This window comes from Maribacter taeanensis (genome assembly GCF_047345145.1).
In the GTDB taxonomy this organism is placed as follows: domain Bacteria; phylum Bacteroidota; class Bacteroidia; order Flavobacteriales; family Flavobacteriaceae; genus Maribacter_C.
Window position 1 is genome coordinate 97,123 of the sequence record NZ_JBLFER010000007.1, and the last position, 19,813, is coordinate 116,935.

The window sequence follows — 19,813 nt, forward strand, 5'->3', positions numbered from 1 at the left end:
TCGATGATTTCACAACAATTTTCATTTGATTCACAACAATTGTAGGAAAATACTTATTTAAAAGTAAGTAATTGCACAACTATACAAAACCAGACATTTCAATGCATAGCACTACATACCAACAAAATAATACCCAAACTATGAAAAAAATTACCTTTTTAAATGGAATTCTATTTTTGCTACTTCTTTTGCTGGCAAGCTCTAAACTTTTTGCACAAGATCCAGGAGGAGTTGCAGGATCAGCCCTTTGGCTAAAAGCTGATAGTGGGCTTGGAAAATTATCAAGTATAGCGCAAACCACTAATAGCTCAGCGGTTAGTGATAGTGGTGGTGAGATTGGTCAAACGTTTACCGTTTTAGCAGATGGTGAAATAGTTGGCGTAGAGATCGTTACAAATAATGGTCCAACGGGTAGCGCTATCTTAGAGATTTGGGAAGGCCCATTTTCTGGCGCGGGTGCAGGAACGATGCTTCAAAGTCAAACATTTACTATGGCAGGCGCAGGAACGTATGCCGTTTCTTTTAATCCTGAAGCCGTTACCACTACAGGTACGACTAGTGGTGTGTATTCTTTTAAATATATTCCTAGTTCAGGATCTGCCCAGCTTAGATCTACTAGTACAGATGTCTATGCAGGAGGTAGGGTGTATGGTAATGCTGGTCCTTTTGCAACTTCTCTTGATGCTGTTTTTAAGGTAACCATAGTTCCTGCAATAGAAGATCCTGTTTTAGATACTGAAGCTGCTGAGGTTTGGTACGATCAATCCGGAAACGATCACTACGTGACTGCGGTGGCAGGACAACAACCAGTACTAGAGACAAACAGCCTTAACTTTAACCCGGTGATGGACTTTGATGGTACAGATGATCAAATGACCAATCCCGCATCTCCGTTTGCTTCTGGAGTGTCGGACGAAACAAACATCTTCTTCGTAGCACGTGAAGACGCACGACAGAATAACTCAATCTTTGGGTTTAATCCTGGAAATGGAACCGGAAATAGGTATCAGAGTCATCACATTTATCCTGATGGAACAGTCTACTTTGATGGAGGTAATCCTAGTACGGATGATCGAGTATCTGGTCCTTCTGGGCTTGCCATTGGGTCACCACACGTCGCTGGTTACTTCAACAGTGTCAGTGGTAACAACCAAGCAATAGACATCAATGGCGCAAACGTTGCGTCTGATACTAGTGGAGAGTCTCAAGCACTTGGTGAGACCCGTATTGGTACTGCCGATAATGATACTTTCCAATACTTTAACGGAGACATTGCAGAATTTATCGCCTATGACACGGATAATAGTGCAACCAATAAACAACAAATACAATCCTATTTAGCTATTAAGTACGGGATTACGCTAGATAATGGAGCAACGGCTTATTTAAGTTCAGATGGAGCAACAGTTTGGGCAGTAGATGCCACTTACGATAGTGATATTTTTGGTATTGCCAAAGATGACGACTCATCTTTAGACCAACAAATCTCAAAATCTGTAAATACAGGAAGTGTTTTAACATTATCAAACGATACGAATTTTACAGGCGCTAATGGTACACATGCTTCTTTGACAGGTGGACAGTATTTGGTAGTAGGAAACAATGGTGAAAGTGCTACAGGTTTAGCAGCAGGACAAATCCCTACAGGGTTAAATGCACAAATTGCTAGAATTTGGAAAGCACAAAATACAGGAAGTGTGGGTGCTGTTAACTTAAGTTTTGAAATCAGCGATCCTACCATAAGAACCTATTCATTATTAAAAGTAAATAATTCTACAGATTTTTCTGCGGCTACGCCTATTACAGGAACCGTAAATGGAAACACCATAGAATTTACCAACGTAACCCTTAATGATAGCGATAACTTTACCTTAGGAGTCATTCAAATTTCTCCAGGTGATGTAGCCCCAGGCTTAGCCCTTTGGTTAAAAGCTGATTCTGGAGTTACGGGCACAACAGTAACAGGTTGGGATGATCAAAGTGGAAATATAAGAACAGAAACAATAACAGGAACACCAACATTTGAAGATAATACGATTAATTTCAACCCATCAGTAGTGTTTGATCCAGGAACAGCAAACGATGCAACTGACTATTTGGAATGGGTCAACTTTACTTCTGCATATACAGAGGGACAAGCTTATATTGTTAAAGTACACAATAATGACCCAGCTGTTACAGACGCTGAAGGAGGATACTGGGGCTTGGGTAACGAGACGGTATTGTTTTCAGATAGTAATCTATACGAAGGTTTTGGAAGTAGAACTAGTGGAGAAACTGGAAGGCTTGTGTTTGATCCAACATTTGATTTGGAAATACCACATTTGTATACGTCAGATATATCTGCAGCAGGAACTAGAAATTTACGTGTCAACGCGGAAACGCTTAACTCAGATACGCAAACAGTAAATTTCGGAACAGGGTCTGTATCGTTGGGTAGGACTAGTGCCAATAGTGGTGGACAAAGGAGAGGTTTTGGAGGAAGAATTGCAGAATTCATCGTTTACGGAACTGATAATCCATCGGGTACAGACGAATTACGCATAGAAAGTTATTTAGCCATAAAATACGGAATCACCTTAAATAGTGGTACCACAGCTTACTTGGCTTCTGATGGTTCAACCGTGTGGCCAGTAGATGCCACTTACGATAGTGATATTTTTGGTATTGCCAAAGATGATGATTCATCTTTAGACCAACAAATCTCAAAATCTGTAAATACAGGAGCGGTATTAACCCTTTCTAACGACACCAACTTTACAGGAGCAAATGGTACCCACGTATCCTTGACTGATGGACAATTTTTAATAGTGGGTAATGATGCAGGTAGCACAACTACTACAGTAGCTACAGGCGTTCCTGCCACCTTAGATGCAAGGTACGAACGTCAATGGAAAGCTGCCAATACAGGAAGCGTAGGCGCTGTAAACTTAAGCTTTGACATCAATGCTTCTACACTAAGAACCTACGAATTAATTATTAATGGAGCGGCAAGTAGTATTGCAGGTACTGTAAATGGTACCTCCGTAGAATTTGCAGGAGTTACACTGTCAGATGGTGATATTTTTAGTGTTGGATTTACGCAAGTAGCTCCCGGAGCAGTGGCACCAAGTTTGGCACTTTGGTTAAAAGCAGATGATGGAGTAACTGGTGGTAGTGCTGTTTCACAGTGGGATGATCGCTCGGGTAATAGTAATAATGCAGTTCAGGCTGACGCTGCAAAACAGCCGGATGCTACAGTCAATATGGTAAACTTTAACCCGTCTATTACGTTTTCGGGAGATACAGCCGAGGCAACAGCTGATATACTAACAACCTCGAATACATTGAGCCTCTCAGATAATGCATCTATATTCACCGTCTTTACACGACCGGCGCAGGCTGCTGGGAATTCAACATATCGAGCGGCATTCGCATCACAAGAGTTTTGGGGTGCCACATCTATGGCAGCGGCTTATTGGCTTGGTCTTGGTAGTGACAATCGGGAAATACGCGCAACTGGACCCACTTCGGTATCAGGTGTAACCGGACAGATATCAGGAACGAACCCTACCGCAACGAATACTGGGCCACTTCTAAATTCATTGATTAATACAAGTACAAGCTTAGAACTGTTCGCTAACGGCGAATCAGATGGAACTAAAACGACCGCTGTATCAACTGGTACTCCACTACTATATGAGATAGGTCAAAACAGCGCTCAGGCTGCACTTGGTTTCTCACGGGCGTATGCTGGTGATATTACCGAAATTATTGCATATAACAAATCCTTATCAGGAACAGAAAGGCAACAAGTAGAATCCTACCTCGCCATCAAATACGGTGTCACGCTAAACGATGGTGCCACGGCATATCTAGATTCTCAAGGCAACAACGTTTGGCCAGTAGATGCCACTTACACTAGCGATATTTTTGGTATTGCCAATGATGCCAAGCAAGCGTTGAACCAACAAATCTCAAGATCCATTAATGATGAAGTTATTCTTACAGTATCCACAGATACAAATTTCACAGGCGCTAATGGCACACATACCTCACTGACCGACGGGCAGTATTTATTGATAGGTAATGATGGTGCCAGTGGTGCTGTTGCCGATGCCATTAGTACTGATTTGGATAGTAAATATTTTACAAGAACAGCAAGGGAATGGAAGTCCGTTAACATGGGAACCATAGCAGGTGCTATGAACCTTCAGTTTGATGGGTATGATGATAGTTGGGTACTGTTGACCAGAACCACGGATGGCGATTTCAGTGCTGCAACAGGAACCACAGAAACAGCCCTTTCCGCAACGGGAACGGTAGCCTTGGCATTACCTGGAACGACCTATTTTACGCTTGCACAAAAAGCTACTAGTATTGAGTTTGAATTGGCAACTGCGAATGATGTAGAAGCTACAGGAGGTAATCTTCCAAATCTATTAATCGATGGAACATTAAACGAAAATACTTTAATTGATGTCATAATTAATGCAACAGGGACTGCCACAATAGGAACAGATTATACCTTAGGTGGAGAAGTTCCACCATTACCTAAAACAATTTCGGTAAATATACCAGCAGGCACCTATACGTCAACAACACCAGTTGCCTTATCTAGTCTGAATTTTGGAGATCGACTGCGTAGTAGCTATCCGAGTCTTGCCAATGGTCCTACTACGCAACGAGAAGAAACCTTTGTACCAAAGTTTTCAGGTACGTATCAACTAACCTACGCTGCAGAAACTTTCTCTAGCGCTGGAACGCCAAATGGTTTTCCGAGAATTGGAACTACCTCAGGAGTAACGGATGGATCTTCTGATGTGTTTAATGGAAGTACAGATCGAATTGATACCGGAACACCCTCAAAAACGTATGACGTTATATTAATTGCAGGCACGACGTATTACGTGTATAGTTTAGCAGGAGGTGGCACTACCATGACTAATGTAACGATGAACCTAGAATACCTAGTGCCAATTGATTTTGCCATCACAGATGAAAACTTGGTCGAAGCCGATGAAACTATCGATTTGACACTTTCAAATGCACAATCTGGTCTGACAATTCAAGAAATTATTGGTGGAGCCCTAATCGATAATCATGTGTATACCATAACCAATGATGATACAGTTGGGATTGAATTTGCAACGGCCACAGGAGCTTCTAACGACGAGGCCACTGCTGACAACTTTGTACAATTTCTAGTCAATGGTGAGAGTACTACTGCCCTTACTTTTGATTTACAGGTTACTGTAGCGGGAACGGCAATAGGTGGTGGAACAGACTATACGTTTACCTCACCGACCACGGTAACCATTCCTGCAAATACTGCTTTCGATGGTACAACTGCAACAGCTTTAAACCTCACCGGTTTTAGTCTGAATGACGATATGTTGATTGAAGCTAATGAAACGGTGGTTTTCGAAATCACGAATCCGTCCAACGGCCTTAGTGAAGAAGATGCCAACGGAGATACCTCGGTTACCCCAACATTTGAGTATACCATTACCGATGACGATGAACCGGTAATCTCTATTGCTGCAACATCCGATGGTGCAGAACCGGCAACGGCGGCTGTATTTACAGTAAGTATCGATGGTGGACTTATCAATGGTACAGGAGCTGATATTACGGGTACACTTGCCTTGTCAGGTATGGCAACGGCAGGAGATGACTATACTGATATGACCAATTTTGTAATTGCTGACGGAGCTAGTTCTGCAGTGATAAACATTCCCGTTTTAGATGATACAGAGGTAGAAGGCACAGAAACCCTGATTGCAACCATATCTGCCCCAAGTAGAGGAACAGTAAACGCAACAGCCAACATAGCCAACGGAAACATTGTTGATGATGATGCCGCTGGATTTACGGTAACACCTACCACAATGGCCATCAACGAAAATGGAGGAACGGATACCTTTACGGTCGTGCTAACAGCACAACCAATTAGCGATGTGGTGCTTGATATCACTTCAGCGGACACCAACGAAGCAACTGTAGATAATGCGCAGTTGACTTTTACAAGCGCTGACTGGGATACGCCACAAACCATTACAGTAACAGGAGTAGATGATATCACAGTTGCAACGGATAATGTTGCTCTCACGGTTGCAGTCAATGATGCAGGTTCCGATGATGCCTTTGATCCCCTTTTGGACCAAATGGTTGATGTGACCTTGAACAATGACGATATCGCCATTGGAGCAATGGTTTCCAATACAGCATTGGTTATCGATGAAAATGGCGGAACCGCAACCTTTACCGTAGTACTTGGTTCACAACCAGCGACTGACGTACTGATAAATTTAGTTTCTGGGGATGTTTTAGAAGCAACGGTTGATATAGCGCAACTCACTTTCAATGGTACTGACTGGGATAAACCCCAGACCATTACTGTTACAGGTATTGATGATAGTGCTTTGACAGGGGACACAACAGTAATTACTGTATCTGTTGATCCTACTTCAGATGGGGCCTTTACAGGTTTCCCGAATCAAACCGTTGACGTGACTTTAGTCAACGACGATATTAGTACAAATGGTACTGGAACAACAATAGCCGCTGCTGATGGTGCTGGAATTGCCGATGGAGCTGATATGGAAATCATAACAGTACAATTAAAAGACGATGATAGACTTGATGTAAAACGAGCAGGTATAAATGTAACATTTGCGGTAACCGGAAGTGCAATGCTTTCAAGTGCAACGGCAACTACAGACGTAAATGGAACAGCTACAATTACCATAACCAATACAGCTGCGGAAACAGTAGATGTGACTGCAACAGTAGATACGGATAATGACGGAGGTACAACTCCGGAAGTCATGGTAGCAAGTGGAAGTCCGGCTCAAGTTGTATTCGCGCCTGATAATGCGAATCCTGACCCAACAAATAACAATACAACTTTAGATGCAACCTCACCTATACTAGCAGATGGTACTTCGGCTTCGACGGTAGACATTCGCTTGGCGGATACCAATGGTAATGCCTTGACGGCAAGTGGTGGGTCAATCGTGATAATGAGCACTGGTAACGCACAAGTTATATCAGTAGTGGATAATGGCGATGGTACCTATACAGCTATGGTTAGCAATACTACAGCTGAAACGGTAACACTTACCGGAGAACTAAATGGGGTAGCATTAACAGATGAAGCGCTAGTAGTTTTTGAACCTGACAACGCAAATCCTGATGTATATAATACAAATACTACAATTACTACCACTGGTACTGTGCCAGCCGATGGTTTGACAAATAGTACAATTACAGTGCAATTGGCAGACGCCAATGGTAATCTTTTGACCGCTAGCGGTGGTACAGTTACTTTGGCAACCACAAGTGCAACGGCAATGATTTCATCTGTTGTCGATAATGGCGATGGAACTTACACCGCAACGGTTAACAATACCGTAGAAGAAATAATTACCATTACAGGTCAACTTGATGGAGTTGCTATTCAAAATACCGCAGATGTCGAGTTCGGAGTATGTCTTCTGAATTGTGACACTGATGATGATGGTGACTGCAATCTGAATTGTGATACTGACGGTGACGGAGACTGTGACCTGAATTGTGATACTAATGGTGACGGCGATTGTGACCTAAATTGCGATAGTGATGGTGATGGTAATTGTGACTTGAACTGTGATACTGACGGAGATGGCGCTTGTGACCTGAACTGCGATATAGATGGTGACGGCGATTGTGACATGAACTGTGATACTGACGGAGATGGTGATTGCGATATTAATTGCGACGTAGATGGAGATGGTAGTTGTGATTTGAATTGTGATACAGATGGAGATGGTGATTGTGATCTAAACTGTGACACGGATGGAGATGGACAATGTGACTTGAATTGTGACGATGATGGTGATGGAAATTGCGAACTGAATTGTGATACAGATGGTGATGGAGAACCTGACACCAATGTTGATACTGATGGTGATGGAGTTTGTGATTACAATTGTGAACCAAACCAAGATGCCGATGGAGACGGTGTTCCTGATTCAGAAGAATGTCCGGACTTCCCGAACTGTCGTGACACAGATGGTGATGGTATTCCTGATTACCTAGATTCAGATGATGATGGAGATGGTGTTCCAAATAATGAGGAAGATGCCAACGGTGACGGTGACCTTACCAATGATGATTGTGATAATGACGGTGTACCTAATTACTTGGATGGTGATGCATGTAGCATAAGTGCTAAAAACATAGCCACGGCATTTACACCTAATGGTGATGGTATGAACGATGCTTGGGTAATTCAAGGAATCGAGAACTTCCCGAACTCCCTTGTAAAAGTCTACAATCGCTATGGCCATGAAGTATTTGGTGCCAAAGGCTACCAGAACAACTGGGGTGGAAATTATAAAGACAATAGCAAAATGCTACCACCAGGTTCCTATTACTATGTAATCAACCTTGGTGATGGTTCAGAACCTCTAGATGGATGGATGTTCATTAATTACTAAAAAAGACAGAAAAATAATCTTTTAAAACAATTGTGGAATAAAGCTGTCTAAAAAGTCAAATCAAAACGTCATTACGAACAAAGTGAAGTAATCCGTCGGTTTATTACCAAAAAGTTACAGATTGCTTCGTGCCTCGCAAAGACGACAAAATCAACTTTTTAGACAGCATTTTCTAACCAGAGTAGAGCTTTAGTCAAAATTGTTATAAATAAAACCCAAACACTAATATCTAAAATCTAAAACATGAAGAGTATCAAAATCATACTTGCATTACTTATGTTGAGTTCCCTCAACACTTTTGCTCAGCAAGACCCTAACCGTGCCTTTTACAGGTACAACATGAATCTTGTAAATCCTGCTTATGCTGGAGCCCATGACGGTTCTGAAATAGGAGTAAACTTCAGAACCCAGTGGGTGAGCGTACAAGGCGCACCTGAAACACAAAGTGCCTTCTTCTCCACACAAATGAAGAAAAACGTCGGACTCGGAATCTCCGTCATCAACGACAGAACCTTTGTCGAGAGTCAAACCGCCATTGCAGCTGATTTCTCCTATCGATTGAAGCTCGGAACTAACTCCGATCTCTATTTGGGAATCAAAGCAGGAGCAACTTCCTATAACGTGAATACTGCAGGACTGGTAACTTTCGATATCATGTCGGACCCATCCCTTTCAGGTATCGATGGAGGGTTCATACCCACTGTGGGAGCAGGAGCCTATATCAAAGGCGAAAGCTACTTCTTGGCACTATCCATTCCCAACTTCCTCACCACAGATCGTCTGGAACAAAATGACGGGGTAGCCAAATTGGGACAAAGTAGAACACATATCTATCTTGCCGCTGGCTATGATTTCAACATCAGTGACAATCTGGTCTTCAAACCTTCCACGATGTTGCAATATGTACAAGACGCTCCCCTATCGCTCAACTTTACCGCCGCCTTTAGAATCAAAGACCGCATCGAACTAGGTGGAATGTACAGACTGGATGAAGGCTTTGGAGGACTATTCCTTTTCAATGCTGCGGATTGGGTAGATTTAGGCTATGCCTATGAATCAGCCTATGACAGTCCGGTACAGGCAGCTTCTCAAGGAACACATGAAGTGTTTATAAAGTTAAAATTATAGAATTAAAGCATCACCCTTTTGACAGTAGGATGACAAAAGGGACTATTTGGTTGTTAATTATTTTGGTTAAAAGCCTCCTGGAAATAGGAGGCTTTTTGTTTTCTAAGAAGTGGGTTTTATAGAGTCCCCTCCTTTCAGGGAGGGGTGCCGACAGGCGGGGTGGGTAACCTAGGAACACCCATTCTAACTCTTCAACAATAGCTCAAAACCATGGGGTCCTCCCCTGCCAAGGGGAGGTGGCGATAGCCGGAGGGGTTTTCACAAAATAGCTAACAAATAATTTAAGATTCGTGTCCCTACGCTAACCCCTCCGCCCTGCGGGCACCTCCCCTTGGCAGGGGAGGACTTTAAGTTTCAAAAATTGAATGAACTTCGACCAGTTTCTTAAAACATTAACGTAAAACATCTACCTGAAATTAAAAAGGTCTTGCTAAAAGCAAGACCTTTTTGTGACCGCGAAGGGATTCAAACCCCCAACCCTCAGAGCCGAAATCTGATGCGCTATTCAGTTGCGCCACGCGGCCTTATTTTCAGTAATCAGTAATCAGTAATCAGTAATCAGTAATCAGTAATCAGTAATCAGTAATCAAAAATAAATTTTCACTCAGTACAAATTACTAAATATGCTCTACATCAATTTACTTTTAACTATTGTAGAAATCGTCTTCCCATCAGCTTGTCCGGCTAACTTTTTGGAAACGATCCCCATCACCTTACCCATATCTTTCATGCCTTCTGCGCCAGTTGAAGCTATGGTTTCAATCACTATTTTTTCAACTTCCTCTTCGGACATCTGTTCTGGTAAAAACTGCTCGATGACCGCGATTTGAGCCAATTCCGGGTCGGCTAAATCTTGTCTTCCTTGCTCGATAAAGATAGCAGCACTATCCTTTCGTTGTTTGACCAACTTTTGAACCAACTGAATCTCCGCTTCTTCACTCATTTCTCCATCAGAACCTGATTCAGTGCTTGCTAACAATAAGGCAGATTTGATAGCACGTAAAGATTCTAAAGCTACTTTGTCTTTAGCTTTCATAGCCTCTTTCATCTTTTCCATTACTTGCTGTTGTAAGCTCATGTTATTACTATTTTTTCGGATTGCGAAGATAAAAAATAAACCCGAAAATAGTATCTATTTTCGGGTTTACTAATAAGCAATTGTCGAGTTAGTCTACATTATCATGTAGAAAAGAGTTATTAGATCGCAATTGAATCTCATCATTGCTATCTTCACTTAATGTTGTTCTTGAGACCTTTTTTTCCGCAGGTGTATTATCTAAATCTACACCTTGACGCTTGTATGCTGGCTCCTTCTCAATTTCATCAATATTGCTTAAACTATTTTGAAACTTATAGTTAAAGTCTTTTAACTTTCTTCTTCTTTCATCAGCTCTTTCCTTTAGTAATTCCTCCAACGGAGTTTCCATAGGATCGATTTCATTTTGAACTGCACTCGGCTTCTCAGCTACTGTCCGCTTTTCAAAAACCAATTCATCTTCAACAATTTTTGGCTCGAATTCCTCAGCCTTTGATTTGGCGCCTGTCAATTGATTTTCCAACTCCATGTAATCATCCAAACTGTAGCGTGTTTCCCCTTCCTTATTATACTCCAAAACAGGAATCACTTCAATATGATCTTTTACATCCATCTCACTAACATCTTCCGTCAGATCAAACATAATTACATTTTCACTCTCCTCTTCTTCCTCATTTGGTGTAACAATAGGCAACTCAAAACTCATGGCGAACTGGTCTTCTTCTATCTCCTTAGAAGATACTACTTGCGGATCTACCACTTCGATATCCATGGCTTCTGATGAATCGACAATTATAAAATCATCTTCAGAAACATTTTCTGCTGCTACCTCTTCAACAACTTCTTCATAGAAAACATTGAAGTTTCTTATGTAATTAGTGGTAGGAATTAAATCGAAATCATCTAAATCATCGGTCAAAGTATGTTTTAGAACTGGCTCTTTCACCTCTTCATCTTCCACAAGTTGGTGAACTACATTTTTAGGGGTCAAATTTTGTACCGCTTTTTGACCTTCTTCCAAAGTGTGAATTATCTTCTTTGCTTCGCTATTTACAATATCATCTTGTTGATCAACATCAAAACCAGTTGCAATAACAGTCACTGCAATAGATTCACCTAAATCCTCATCTTCACCAACACCCATAATAATATTAGCTCCGTGACCAGCTTCCGTTTGAATATGATCGTTAATCTCACCAATCTCGTCAATGGTAATTTCTTGAGAACCAGAAACGATTAACAACAATACATTTTTAGCGCCTTGAATTTTATTATCATTTAAAAGAGGAGAATCTAAAGCTTTCATAATAGCTTCGTTTGCTCTTGAAGAACCTGTAGCTATTGCAGAACCCATTATTGCTGTACCACTATTAGAAAGTACAGTTTTAGCATCACGTAAATCTATGTTTTGCGTATAGTGGTGCGTAATTACTTCAGCAATACCGCGAGCAGCGGTAGCTAATACTTCATCCGCTTTTGAGAATCCAGCTTTAAAACCTAGGTTTCCATAAACTTCCCGAAGCTTGTTGTTATTTATTACAATTAAAGAATCCACATTGTTTCGAAGTCTTTCGATTCCCAACTGAGCTTGTTGGCAACGCATTTTTCCTTCAAACTGAAATGGCATGGTAACGATACCCACAGTTAAGATATCCATCTCTTTTGCCATCTTAGCGATAACGGGAGCAGCACCAGTACCTGTTCCCCCACCCATACCGGCAGTAATGAATACCATTTTCGTGGTAACATCTAACATTCCTTTTATTTCTTCTGTGCTCTCGATCGCTGCTTGCTCACCCACTTCAGGATTTGCACCAGCACCTAGACCTTCCGTTAGGGAAACACCTAACTGAATTTTATTGGGTACAGAACTATTCGTCAATGCTTGAGAATCTGTATTCAAGATTACAAAATCAACACCGTTGATTCCTGCTTGAAACATGTGATTGATGGCGTTACTACCACCACCACCGACTCCGATGACCTTTATTACGTTGCTTTGATTCTTGGGCAGATCGAAAGCGATTCCTTCAAATTCTGTGTTGTTGCTCATACTATTTATATTACTGGTTTATGGTGAATCTTTTTTATTATGCTTTATTTACTCAGCGTTATCTAAAAAGTCTTTCAACTTTTCTGACCATTTGTCAAATACTGATTTGCGTTCTTGTCTAACTTTCGTATTTCCTCTTGTATCTTCTTCGTGGCCTGCAAAAACTGCCTCTTGTTCGAATGACTCCTGTTCTTCTTCCTCAACTTGACCTTTGGCTCCACTTCGTACTGCATTCATTAAGAGTCCTACTGCCGTTGCATACAAAGGACTAGCAACTACCTCATCAGAATCTCCGGCTAAATGCTCATTGGGATAACCGATACGTGTATCCATTCCTGTGATGTATTCAACCAATTGTTTTAGGTGCTTCAATTGGCTTCCTCCACCAGTTAAAACAATACCTGCAATTAATTTTTTCTTTTGCTCTTCGTGCCCGTAGTTTTTAATCTCGACATATACTTGTTCGATAATTTCAACAACTCGAGCGTGTATAATTTTCGAAAGATTTTTAAGTGTAATCTCTTTCGGCTCTCTTCCACGTAAGCCTGGAATAGAAACAATCTCGTTATCCTTATTTTCTCCTGGCCATGCAGAACCAAACTTAATTTTAAGTAATTCTGCTTGCTTTTCGATTATAGAGCAGCCTTCTTTAATATCTTCCGTAATAACTCCTCCTCCAAATGGAATAACCGCCGTATGACGAATGATTCCATCTTTAAAAATGGCTAAATCCGTAGTACCACCTCCTATATCAATCAAAGCAACTCCCGCTTCCTTCTCCTCTTGACTCAAAACTGCATCAGATGATGCTAAAGGCTCTAAAGTGATATTTCCTAAATCTAATCCAGCGCTTTTAATACATCTCCCCACGTTTTTAATGGAAGACACTTGGCCTACAACTACATGAAAATTTGCTTCCAATCTGCCACCATACATCCCTATTGGCTCCTTGATCTCGGCCTGGCCATCAACTTTATATTCTTGTGGTAAAACATGAATAATCTCCTCCCCAGGAAGCATTACCAGTTTATACACCTGATTACACAATTTGTCTAAATCATCTTCATTGATTACTTCTTCAGAATCTGGACGAGTGATATAATCGCTATGGTGCAGACTTCTTATGTGTTGCCCGGCAATACCAACAACAACAGAACCTATTTTCAATCCAGAATTGATCTCTGCCTCCTCAACAGCCTGTTGAATAGATTTAATCGTCTGCGTAATATTATTTACTACACCACGGTGAACTCCTAAACTTTTGGATTTACCAATACCCAAAACCTCAATTTTGCCATACTCGTTTTCTTTACCGATGATGGCGACGATTTTGGTAGTTCCTATGTCAAGACCGACTGAATATTTTCCCTGTTCCATTTGATTGATTTATATTTTAGTGCACACTACTTGGTTGTTGAATTCTAAGCTAACGACGTTATAATTGTCTAAAGTTTTATCTCTGTTCGCTTTGGTATAAAAAGCTTTAAAATTGTTAAACTTTTCTTCCAAGCCATCAATTCCGCCGAGATTCACTACAAACTGCTCCATACGAAATCGCAATTGATACTTGTTTATGTCCTCAATATGAATTCCAATTACATTCTTTCTAAGAAACTGATCTTCATTGATATACTTCAAAATTTCATAAACATCCTCTAAACTTTCACCTGTAATATTACCCGTAATAATGGGTACTCTAGCTGAATGACTCATAGATAAAGGCATGCGTTTTCCCTCCTCGTCCAAATAAAATTTTGAATCTCCTTCTATTCGTCCGATAGGTTTACGCTGCACTATCCTAGCTTCAAGCTCACCATTAATTGTAAGATAAACTTGCGCATTTTTCACCATTTCATTGGTCTCGATGACCTTCTCAATCTTATTCAAAACTAATTTTTCTTTAGGCACATTCTTTAGGCTACCGTAATTTTGTATTAACAATTTATTAACCATAGCTTCAGTTATGTAAAGGTTCTGATCTCCAACGAATTCTATGTTTATTTCGTCAATTTTCTTGCCTTCACTTCTGTGATTTGAAAATGCATAAAGCCCCGTCACTATTAATAGCAAGGCAATTATCTTTATATAATTCCAATTAATTCGCATACTCTAGTTCTCTTTTTATTTTTGGTACTTCTAACCCAATATCCCCAGCACCCATAGTAACCAGAATTTCAGGACTTTGCCTTTTAATTTCTTCTATTAATTCCGTTTTTTTGGATATTTTTTTCTTTGGATTTGTAATTTTTTCCAACAACCACTCCGAAGTAATTCCCTCCATTGGCAACTCTCTCGCAGGATAAATATCTAACAAGACAATTGCATCAAATTTGGATAAGCTTTCTGCAAAGTCATCCGCAAAGTCTTTTGTTCTTGAAAATAAATGAGGTTGAAAAATAGCCAAGACTTTTTTACCGGGATGCATCTCAGAGATTGCATCGTAAACCGCATTAATTTCCGTTGGATGATGCGCATAATCGTCTATAAAAACAAAATCATCGTTCTTGATTTTATAGGAAAATCTACGCTGCACACCTTTAAATGTTTCGAGTGCTTTGGCTAGGCGGTGTACGGGGGAATTAGATTCCACCGCCATCGCAAAAGCTACTAGACCATTCAGCAAATTGTGCTTTCCTGGCTTGTTGAATTTAACTCCTGATAGGGTAGCTTCAGGAGTCCTTAAATCAAATATGTAGGTGCCATGTTCAATCTTTAAATTTTCAATACAATAATCAGAGCCGTCTTCAATACCATAGGTGGTTCCTTCAATAGGCAATCCGTTTCTAATAAATAGTTTTCCCCCTGGTTTAAGACGATTTGCAAAATCTCTAAAAGATTTATCCAACGCATCACCATTACCATAAATATCCAAGTGATCCGCATCCATTGAGGTAATGCAAGCTACGTTTGGAGATAATTGTAAAAAGGATCTATCAAATTCATCTGCTTCTACTACTGAAAAATCAGTCCCTTCTAATAAAAAGTTAGAATCAAAATCCTCAGAAATTCCACCTAAAAATGCTGTCAAAGGAGTTCCTGTTTCTTTTAATAAATGCGCTAAAATACTAGAGGTCGTTGTTTTACCATGCGTCCCTGCAACAGCAAAACAAAATGTGTCTTTTGTAATTAATCCTAAGACTTCCGATCTTTTTTTGATAGCAAAACCTTGGTCTAAAAAATATTGATATTCGGAATGACTTTGAGGTACTGCTGGCGTGTATATGACCAAAGTGCTATTGGGATCAAAATAATCCGAAGAAATCAACTTAATATTATCTTCATAATGAATCGCAATACCCAATTGTTCCAAATCTCTAGTTAGGGGAGTTTCCGTTTTGTCGTAACCAGCAACTTGTTTATTAATGAATTTGAAATAGCGGGCTAAAGCGGACATACCTATGCCTCCGACACCAATAAAATAGACCTTATGTATATTTTTCAAATTCATTTAATCAAGTGTTCTGCACTATTTTCTAAGTCAGAAGCTACCTTCCCTTGGGGCCAGGAAGGTGCAACCAACTCATCGCTTAATTCAATAACTTTTCAATCTCGTCAACAATATGTTCCGTAGCCTTTGGTAGGGCCATTTTTTTAAAATTGTTACTTAATTCTTGTTGCTTACTTTCTGATTCAAAAACTTCTGTAAAAACACTTTTGAAAGTTGCCTCCAAATCTTTCTCTTTAATCATAATCGCCGCATTCTCATTGACTAAAGCCTTAGCATTTTTCGTTTGATGATCTTCGGCTACTGTTGGTGAGGGTATAAATATTGTCGGCTTACCAACTATACTCAATTCTGACACAGAACCTGCCCCTGCACGGGATATGATTATATCAGCCGCAGTATAAGCGAAATCCATTCGATGAAGAAAATCCTCCACTTTCACCGTTTCTGAGCTGTATTTTTTATACTCCTCATAATATAATTTGCCGCATTGCCAAATAACCTGGATTCCGTTTTTCTTAAAAAAACGAAGTTCATTTTCAATAAGTTGATTGACCTTTCTTGCACCAAGACTACCGCCCAAAATCAACACCGTTGGCATTCTAAGGTTAAGTCTAAAAAACCCTAAAGCTTGATGTTTATCGGCGGTTATATCCGTAAGATTACCACGAACAGGATTACCCGTTTTCACAATTTTATCTGCAGGAAAAAACTGCTCCATTCCATCATAAGCCACGCATATTTTTGCAACCTTATTTTTCAAAAGTTTATTGGTCATTCCCGCATAAGAATTTTGTTCTTGTAAAACGCATGGAATTCCTCTATCCGATGCCACTTTTAAAACTGGACCGCTTGCATAGCCACCTGTGCCGATAACAACATCAGGTTTAAATTCAGAAACGATTTTACCAGCTTTTCTCAAACTCTTAATTACTTTAACTGGGAATGACAAATTTTTCAAGGTCAGCTTGCGTTGAAGCCCTGAAATTTGCAATCCAACAATTTTATAACCCGCCAGGGGTACTTTTTCCATCTCCATTCGATCCTCAGCTCCTACAAAAAGAAACTCAGCATCAGAGTATCTCTTTTTCAATTCATTTGCTATCGCTATCGCGGGATAAATATGCCCGCCTGTACCTCCTCCAGAAAGAATAAACTTATAGTTGCCCACTTAGTATTTCTAAAGGATTGGTTTCATCGATATTCAAATTCGCTTTACTTTTTTTATGCATCTTATTACTCACACTCAACACAATTCCGATCGCTAAACAGGTCATCCATGCAGAAGTCCCTCCACTACTAATTAGAGGCAAATTCTGCCCCGTAACCGGAAACAATTCTACCGCAACTGCCATATTTATCAACGCCTGAAATATTATGGGTAAGCCTACTCCGAGAGCTAAAAGCGTTCCAAAGGTTGTTGCACTTCCGTTTGCAATTACTACTATTCGAAATAGAAGAAAGAGAAAAAACAACATGAGTATTATTCCTCCCGCCAATCCATATTCTTCTACGATAATGGCATAAATAAAATCAGATGAGCTCTGTGGCAAGAAATTCTTTTGAACACTTTTTCCAGCCCCTCTTCCCACAATTCCTCCAGAAGCTATTGCAATTTTTGCTCTTTCAATTTGGTAGTCCGCCTCAGTATCCTCTCCATTAATGAAATTTTCATATCTATTCTCCCAAGTATCTACTCTGTTTGCAAAGGCATCGGGAAAGGCTTTTGCAACAAGAATGAAAAAGGTAAGTGCTAATAATCCGGACCCAACAATTCCTGCTAAATATTTTAGAGGATATCCCCCGATAAAACAAAGCATTAGTACCATTGAAAATATGATGCCAGCTGTGGAGAAATTTGCAGGCAAAATCAAACCAACCACCGCAAAAACAGGAAGCCACAGCGGTACTATACTTGCTTTAAAAGTGATAAGCTCATCTTTGATTTTAGTAAGGTACCTGGCTACATATATCATAAGAACAACAGCCGCCAAAGTCGATGTTTGAAATCTAACAAAAGGCAAACGAATCCACCTACTAGCATTCGTGCCATCTACAGAGTTACCCTGAAATAAAGTAATAACAAGTAACACGATAACAATGGGCATTGCAATTAGAGATAAGCCTTTGAAAAAATGTGTAGGAATTCGATGAATACCATATATTATTCCGAATCCGAAAATTAAAAATACTGCGTGTTTAACCAGATGACCAATGGGAGTGCCATTACCTACTACGTAGACAAGGTTGCTACTAGCACTATAAACAGGCAAAAAAGAGAAAAGGCCCAATAAGGCTACAACTGCCCAAAGCGCTTTATCTCCGTTTATATTTTTAAATAATGCTAACACCTGTTATAAATTTTTAATGGCATTTTTAAATTGATTACCGCGATCTTCATAATTTTCAAAGAGATCGAAACTCGCACATGCTGGTGAAAGTAAAACTGTATCTCCGCGGTCCGCAATCTTGTAAGCAACCTTAATCGCTTCCTCCATCGCAAACGTTTCAACCATCAGGTCTACTACATTGCCGAAAGCATCTTTTATTTTTGAATTATCCATTCCCAAACAAATAATTGCTTTTACTTTTTCACGTACCAAGGGCATTAGTTCCATATAATCATTGCCTTTATCAACACCACCCACGATCCAAACTGTTGGAGCGCTCATACTATCCAATGCATAATATGTGGCATTTACATTGGTCGCTTTTGAGTCATTTATATATTGCACATGACCAATTTTCAACACCTTTTCTAAACGATGTGGAGCGCCTTGAAAATTCACAATACTCTCTCGAATAGTTTGCTTTCGTATGCTTACAAGCTTAGCGGCTGTAGTAGCTGCCATAGTATTCTTAAGGTTATGTTTTCCTTCAAGTGCTAAATTGTCTGTGGTCATTTGCATTGTATTGTTATCAATTGTTATTTCTATGTTATTATTCTTGAGATATACCCCTTCTTCAAATTCCTGCTGTATAGAAAAGGGCATTAATTTAGATTGAACAGGATGATTTTTTAACCAGTTTACAATTACCTCATCATCGGCATCATAAATCAGATAATCATCGCTTGTCTGATTCATAGCAATCCGGAACTTAGAAGCGACATAGTTTTCAAATTGATAATTATATCGATCTAAATGATCTGGGGTAATATTGGTTAGAATTGCTATATGCGGTCTGAAATCCAATATGCCGTCAAGTTGAAAGCTGCTGATTTCTAAAACATAGAAATCAAAGTCGTTTTCGGCTACCATTTTAGCATAACTATCTCCAATATTACCAGCCATCCCCACATTGAGATTTGCTTGCTCAAAAATGTGATTCGTCAGCATGGTAGTTGTGGTCTTTCCGTTGCTTCCGGTAATTCCAATGATCGTAGCATCTGTATATTTTGATGCAAACTCAATCTCTGAAATCACAGGAATTCCTTTTTCCGTCAACCGAGCCACCAATGGCGCCGTATCTGGAATACCGGGACTCTTCATTACCAAATCGGCGTTTAGAATCTTAGCTTCGGTATGCTTTTCATCTTCCCAATCAATCTCAAAATGTTCAAGAACTTTTTTGTACTTCTCTTTAATCTTTCCTTTATCAGACACAAAAACTTCGTATCCTTTTTTCAACCCTAAAATGGCTGTTCCTACCCCGCTCTCTCCTCCTCCAAGGACAACTAATCGCTTCAT

At 40.0% G+C, this 19,813-nt stretch carries 10 protein-coding genes and 1 tRNA gene; 2 read left to right on the top strand and 9 right to left on the bottom strand.

The window, feature by feature from the left end:
- The first annotated feature begins 140 nt into the window (after window positions 1-140).
- Window positions 141-8,462, top strand: a complete 8,322-nt coding sequence (locus ACKWCD_RS18290; protein WP_413985414.1) for an invasin domain 3-containing protein — start codon at window positions 141-143, stop codon at window positions 8,460-8,462.
- A gap of 243 nt (window positions 8,463-8,705) precedes the next feature.
- Window positions 8,706-9,590, top strand: coding sequence for a PorP/SprF family type IX secretion system membrane protein (locus tag ACKWCD_RS18295; protein WP_413985415.1), 885 nt, complete (start codon window positions 8,706-8,708; stop codon window positions 9,588-9,590).
- A 450-nt stretch (window positions 9,591-10,040) separates the two neighbouring features.
- On the opposite strand, the gene ACKWCD_RS18300 is transcribed toward ACKWCD_RS18295, so the two are convergent.
- The 9 genes from ACKWCD_RS18300 to murD all read right to left on the bottom strand — a co-directional run bounded on the left by ACKWCD_RS18300 (window position 10,041) and on the right by murD (window position 19,813).
- A tRNA-Arg gene (locus tag ACKWCD_RS18300) sits at window positions 10,041-10,114 on the bottom strand.
- A gap of 104 nt (window positions 10,115-10,218) precedes the next feature.
- Window positions 10,219-10,668, bottom strand: coding sequence for a GatB/YqeY domain-containing protein (locus ACKWCD_RS18305; RefSeq protein WP_413985416.1), 450 nt, complete (start codon window positions 10,666-10,668; stop codon window positions 10,219-10,221).
- A gap of 88 nt (window positions 10,669-10,756) precedes the next feature.
- Window positions 10,757-12,679, bottom strand: a complete 1,923-nt coding sequence (gene ftsZ / locus ACKWCD_RS18310) for a cell division protein FtsZ (RefSeq protein ID WP_413985417.1) — start codon at window positions 12,677-12,679, stop codon at window positions 10,757-10,759.
- A gap of 48 nt (window positions 12,680-12,727) precedes the next feature.
- Window positions 12,728-14,056 (bottom strand): cell division protein FtsA, encoded by a 1,329-nt coding sequence (ftsA, locus tag ACKWCD_RS18315; protein WP_413985418.1) that lies wholly within the window; start codon window positions 14,054-14,056, stop codon window positions 12,728-12,730.
- Between the two features lie 9 nt (window positions 14,057-14,065).
- Complete coding sequence (locus ACKWCD_RS18320) at window positions 14,066-14,785, bottom strand: cell division protein FtsQ/DivIB (protein WP_413985419.1); 720 nt, start codon at window positions 14,783-14,785, stop codon at window positions 14,066-14,068.
- Window positions 14,775-16,127: a UDP-N-acetylmuramate--L-alanine ligase gene (gene murC / locus ACKWCD_RS18325; protein WP_413985420.1), complete on the bottom strand. Its 1,353-nt coding sequence runs from the start codon at window positions 16,125-16,127 to the stop codon at window positions 14,775-14,777. The genes ACKWCD_RS18320 and murC overlap by 11 nt, the downstream gene beginning before the upstream one ends.
- Before the next feature lie 79 nt (window positions 16,128-16,206).
- Window positions 16,207-17,295: an undecaprenyldiphospho-muramoylpentapeptide beta-N-acetylglucosaminyltransferase gene (murG, locus tag ACKWCD_RS18330; protein WP_413985421.1), complete on the bottom strand. Its 1,089-nt coding sequence runs from the start codon at window positions 17,293-17,295 to the stop codon at window positions 16,207-16,209.
- Entirely contained in the window at window positions 17,282-18,475 is a 1,194-nt protein-coding gene (locus ACKWCD_RS18335; protein WP_413985422.1) for an FtsW/RodA/SpoVE family cell cycle protein, read from the bottom strand. Before ACKWCD_RS18335 ends, murG begins: the two co-directional genes overlap by 14 nt.
- Window positions 18,476-18,478: 3 nt before the next feature.
- A complete protein-coding gene (gene murD / locus ACKWCD_RS18340; RefSeq protein WP_413985423.1) occupies window positions 18,479-19,813 on the bottom strand; it encodes a UDP-N-acetylmuramoyl-L-alanine--D-glutamate ligase in 1,335 nt (444 codons plus the stop codon).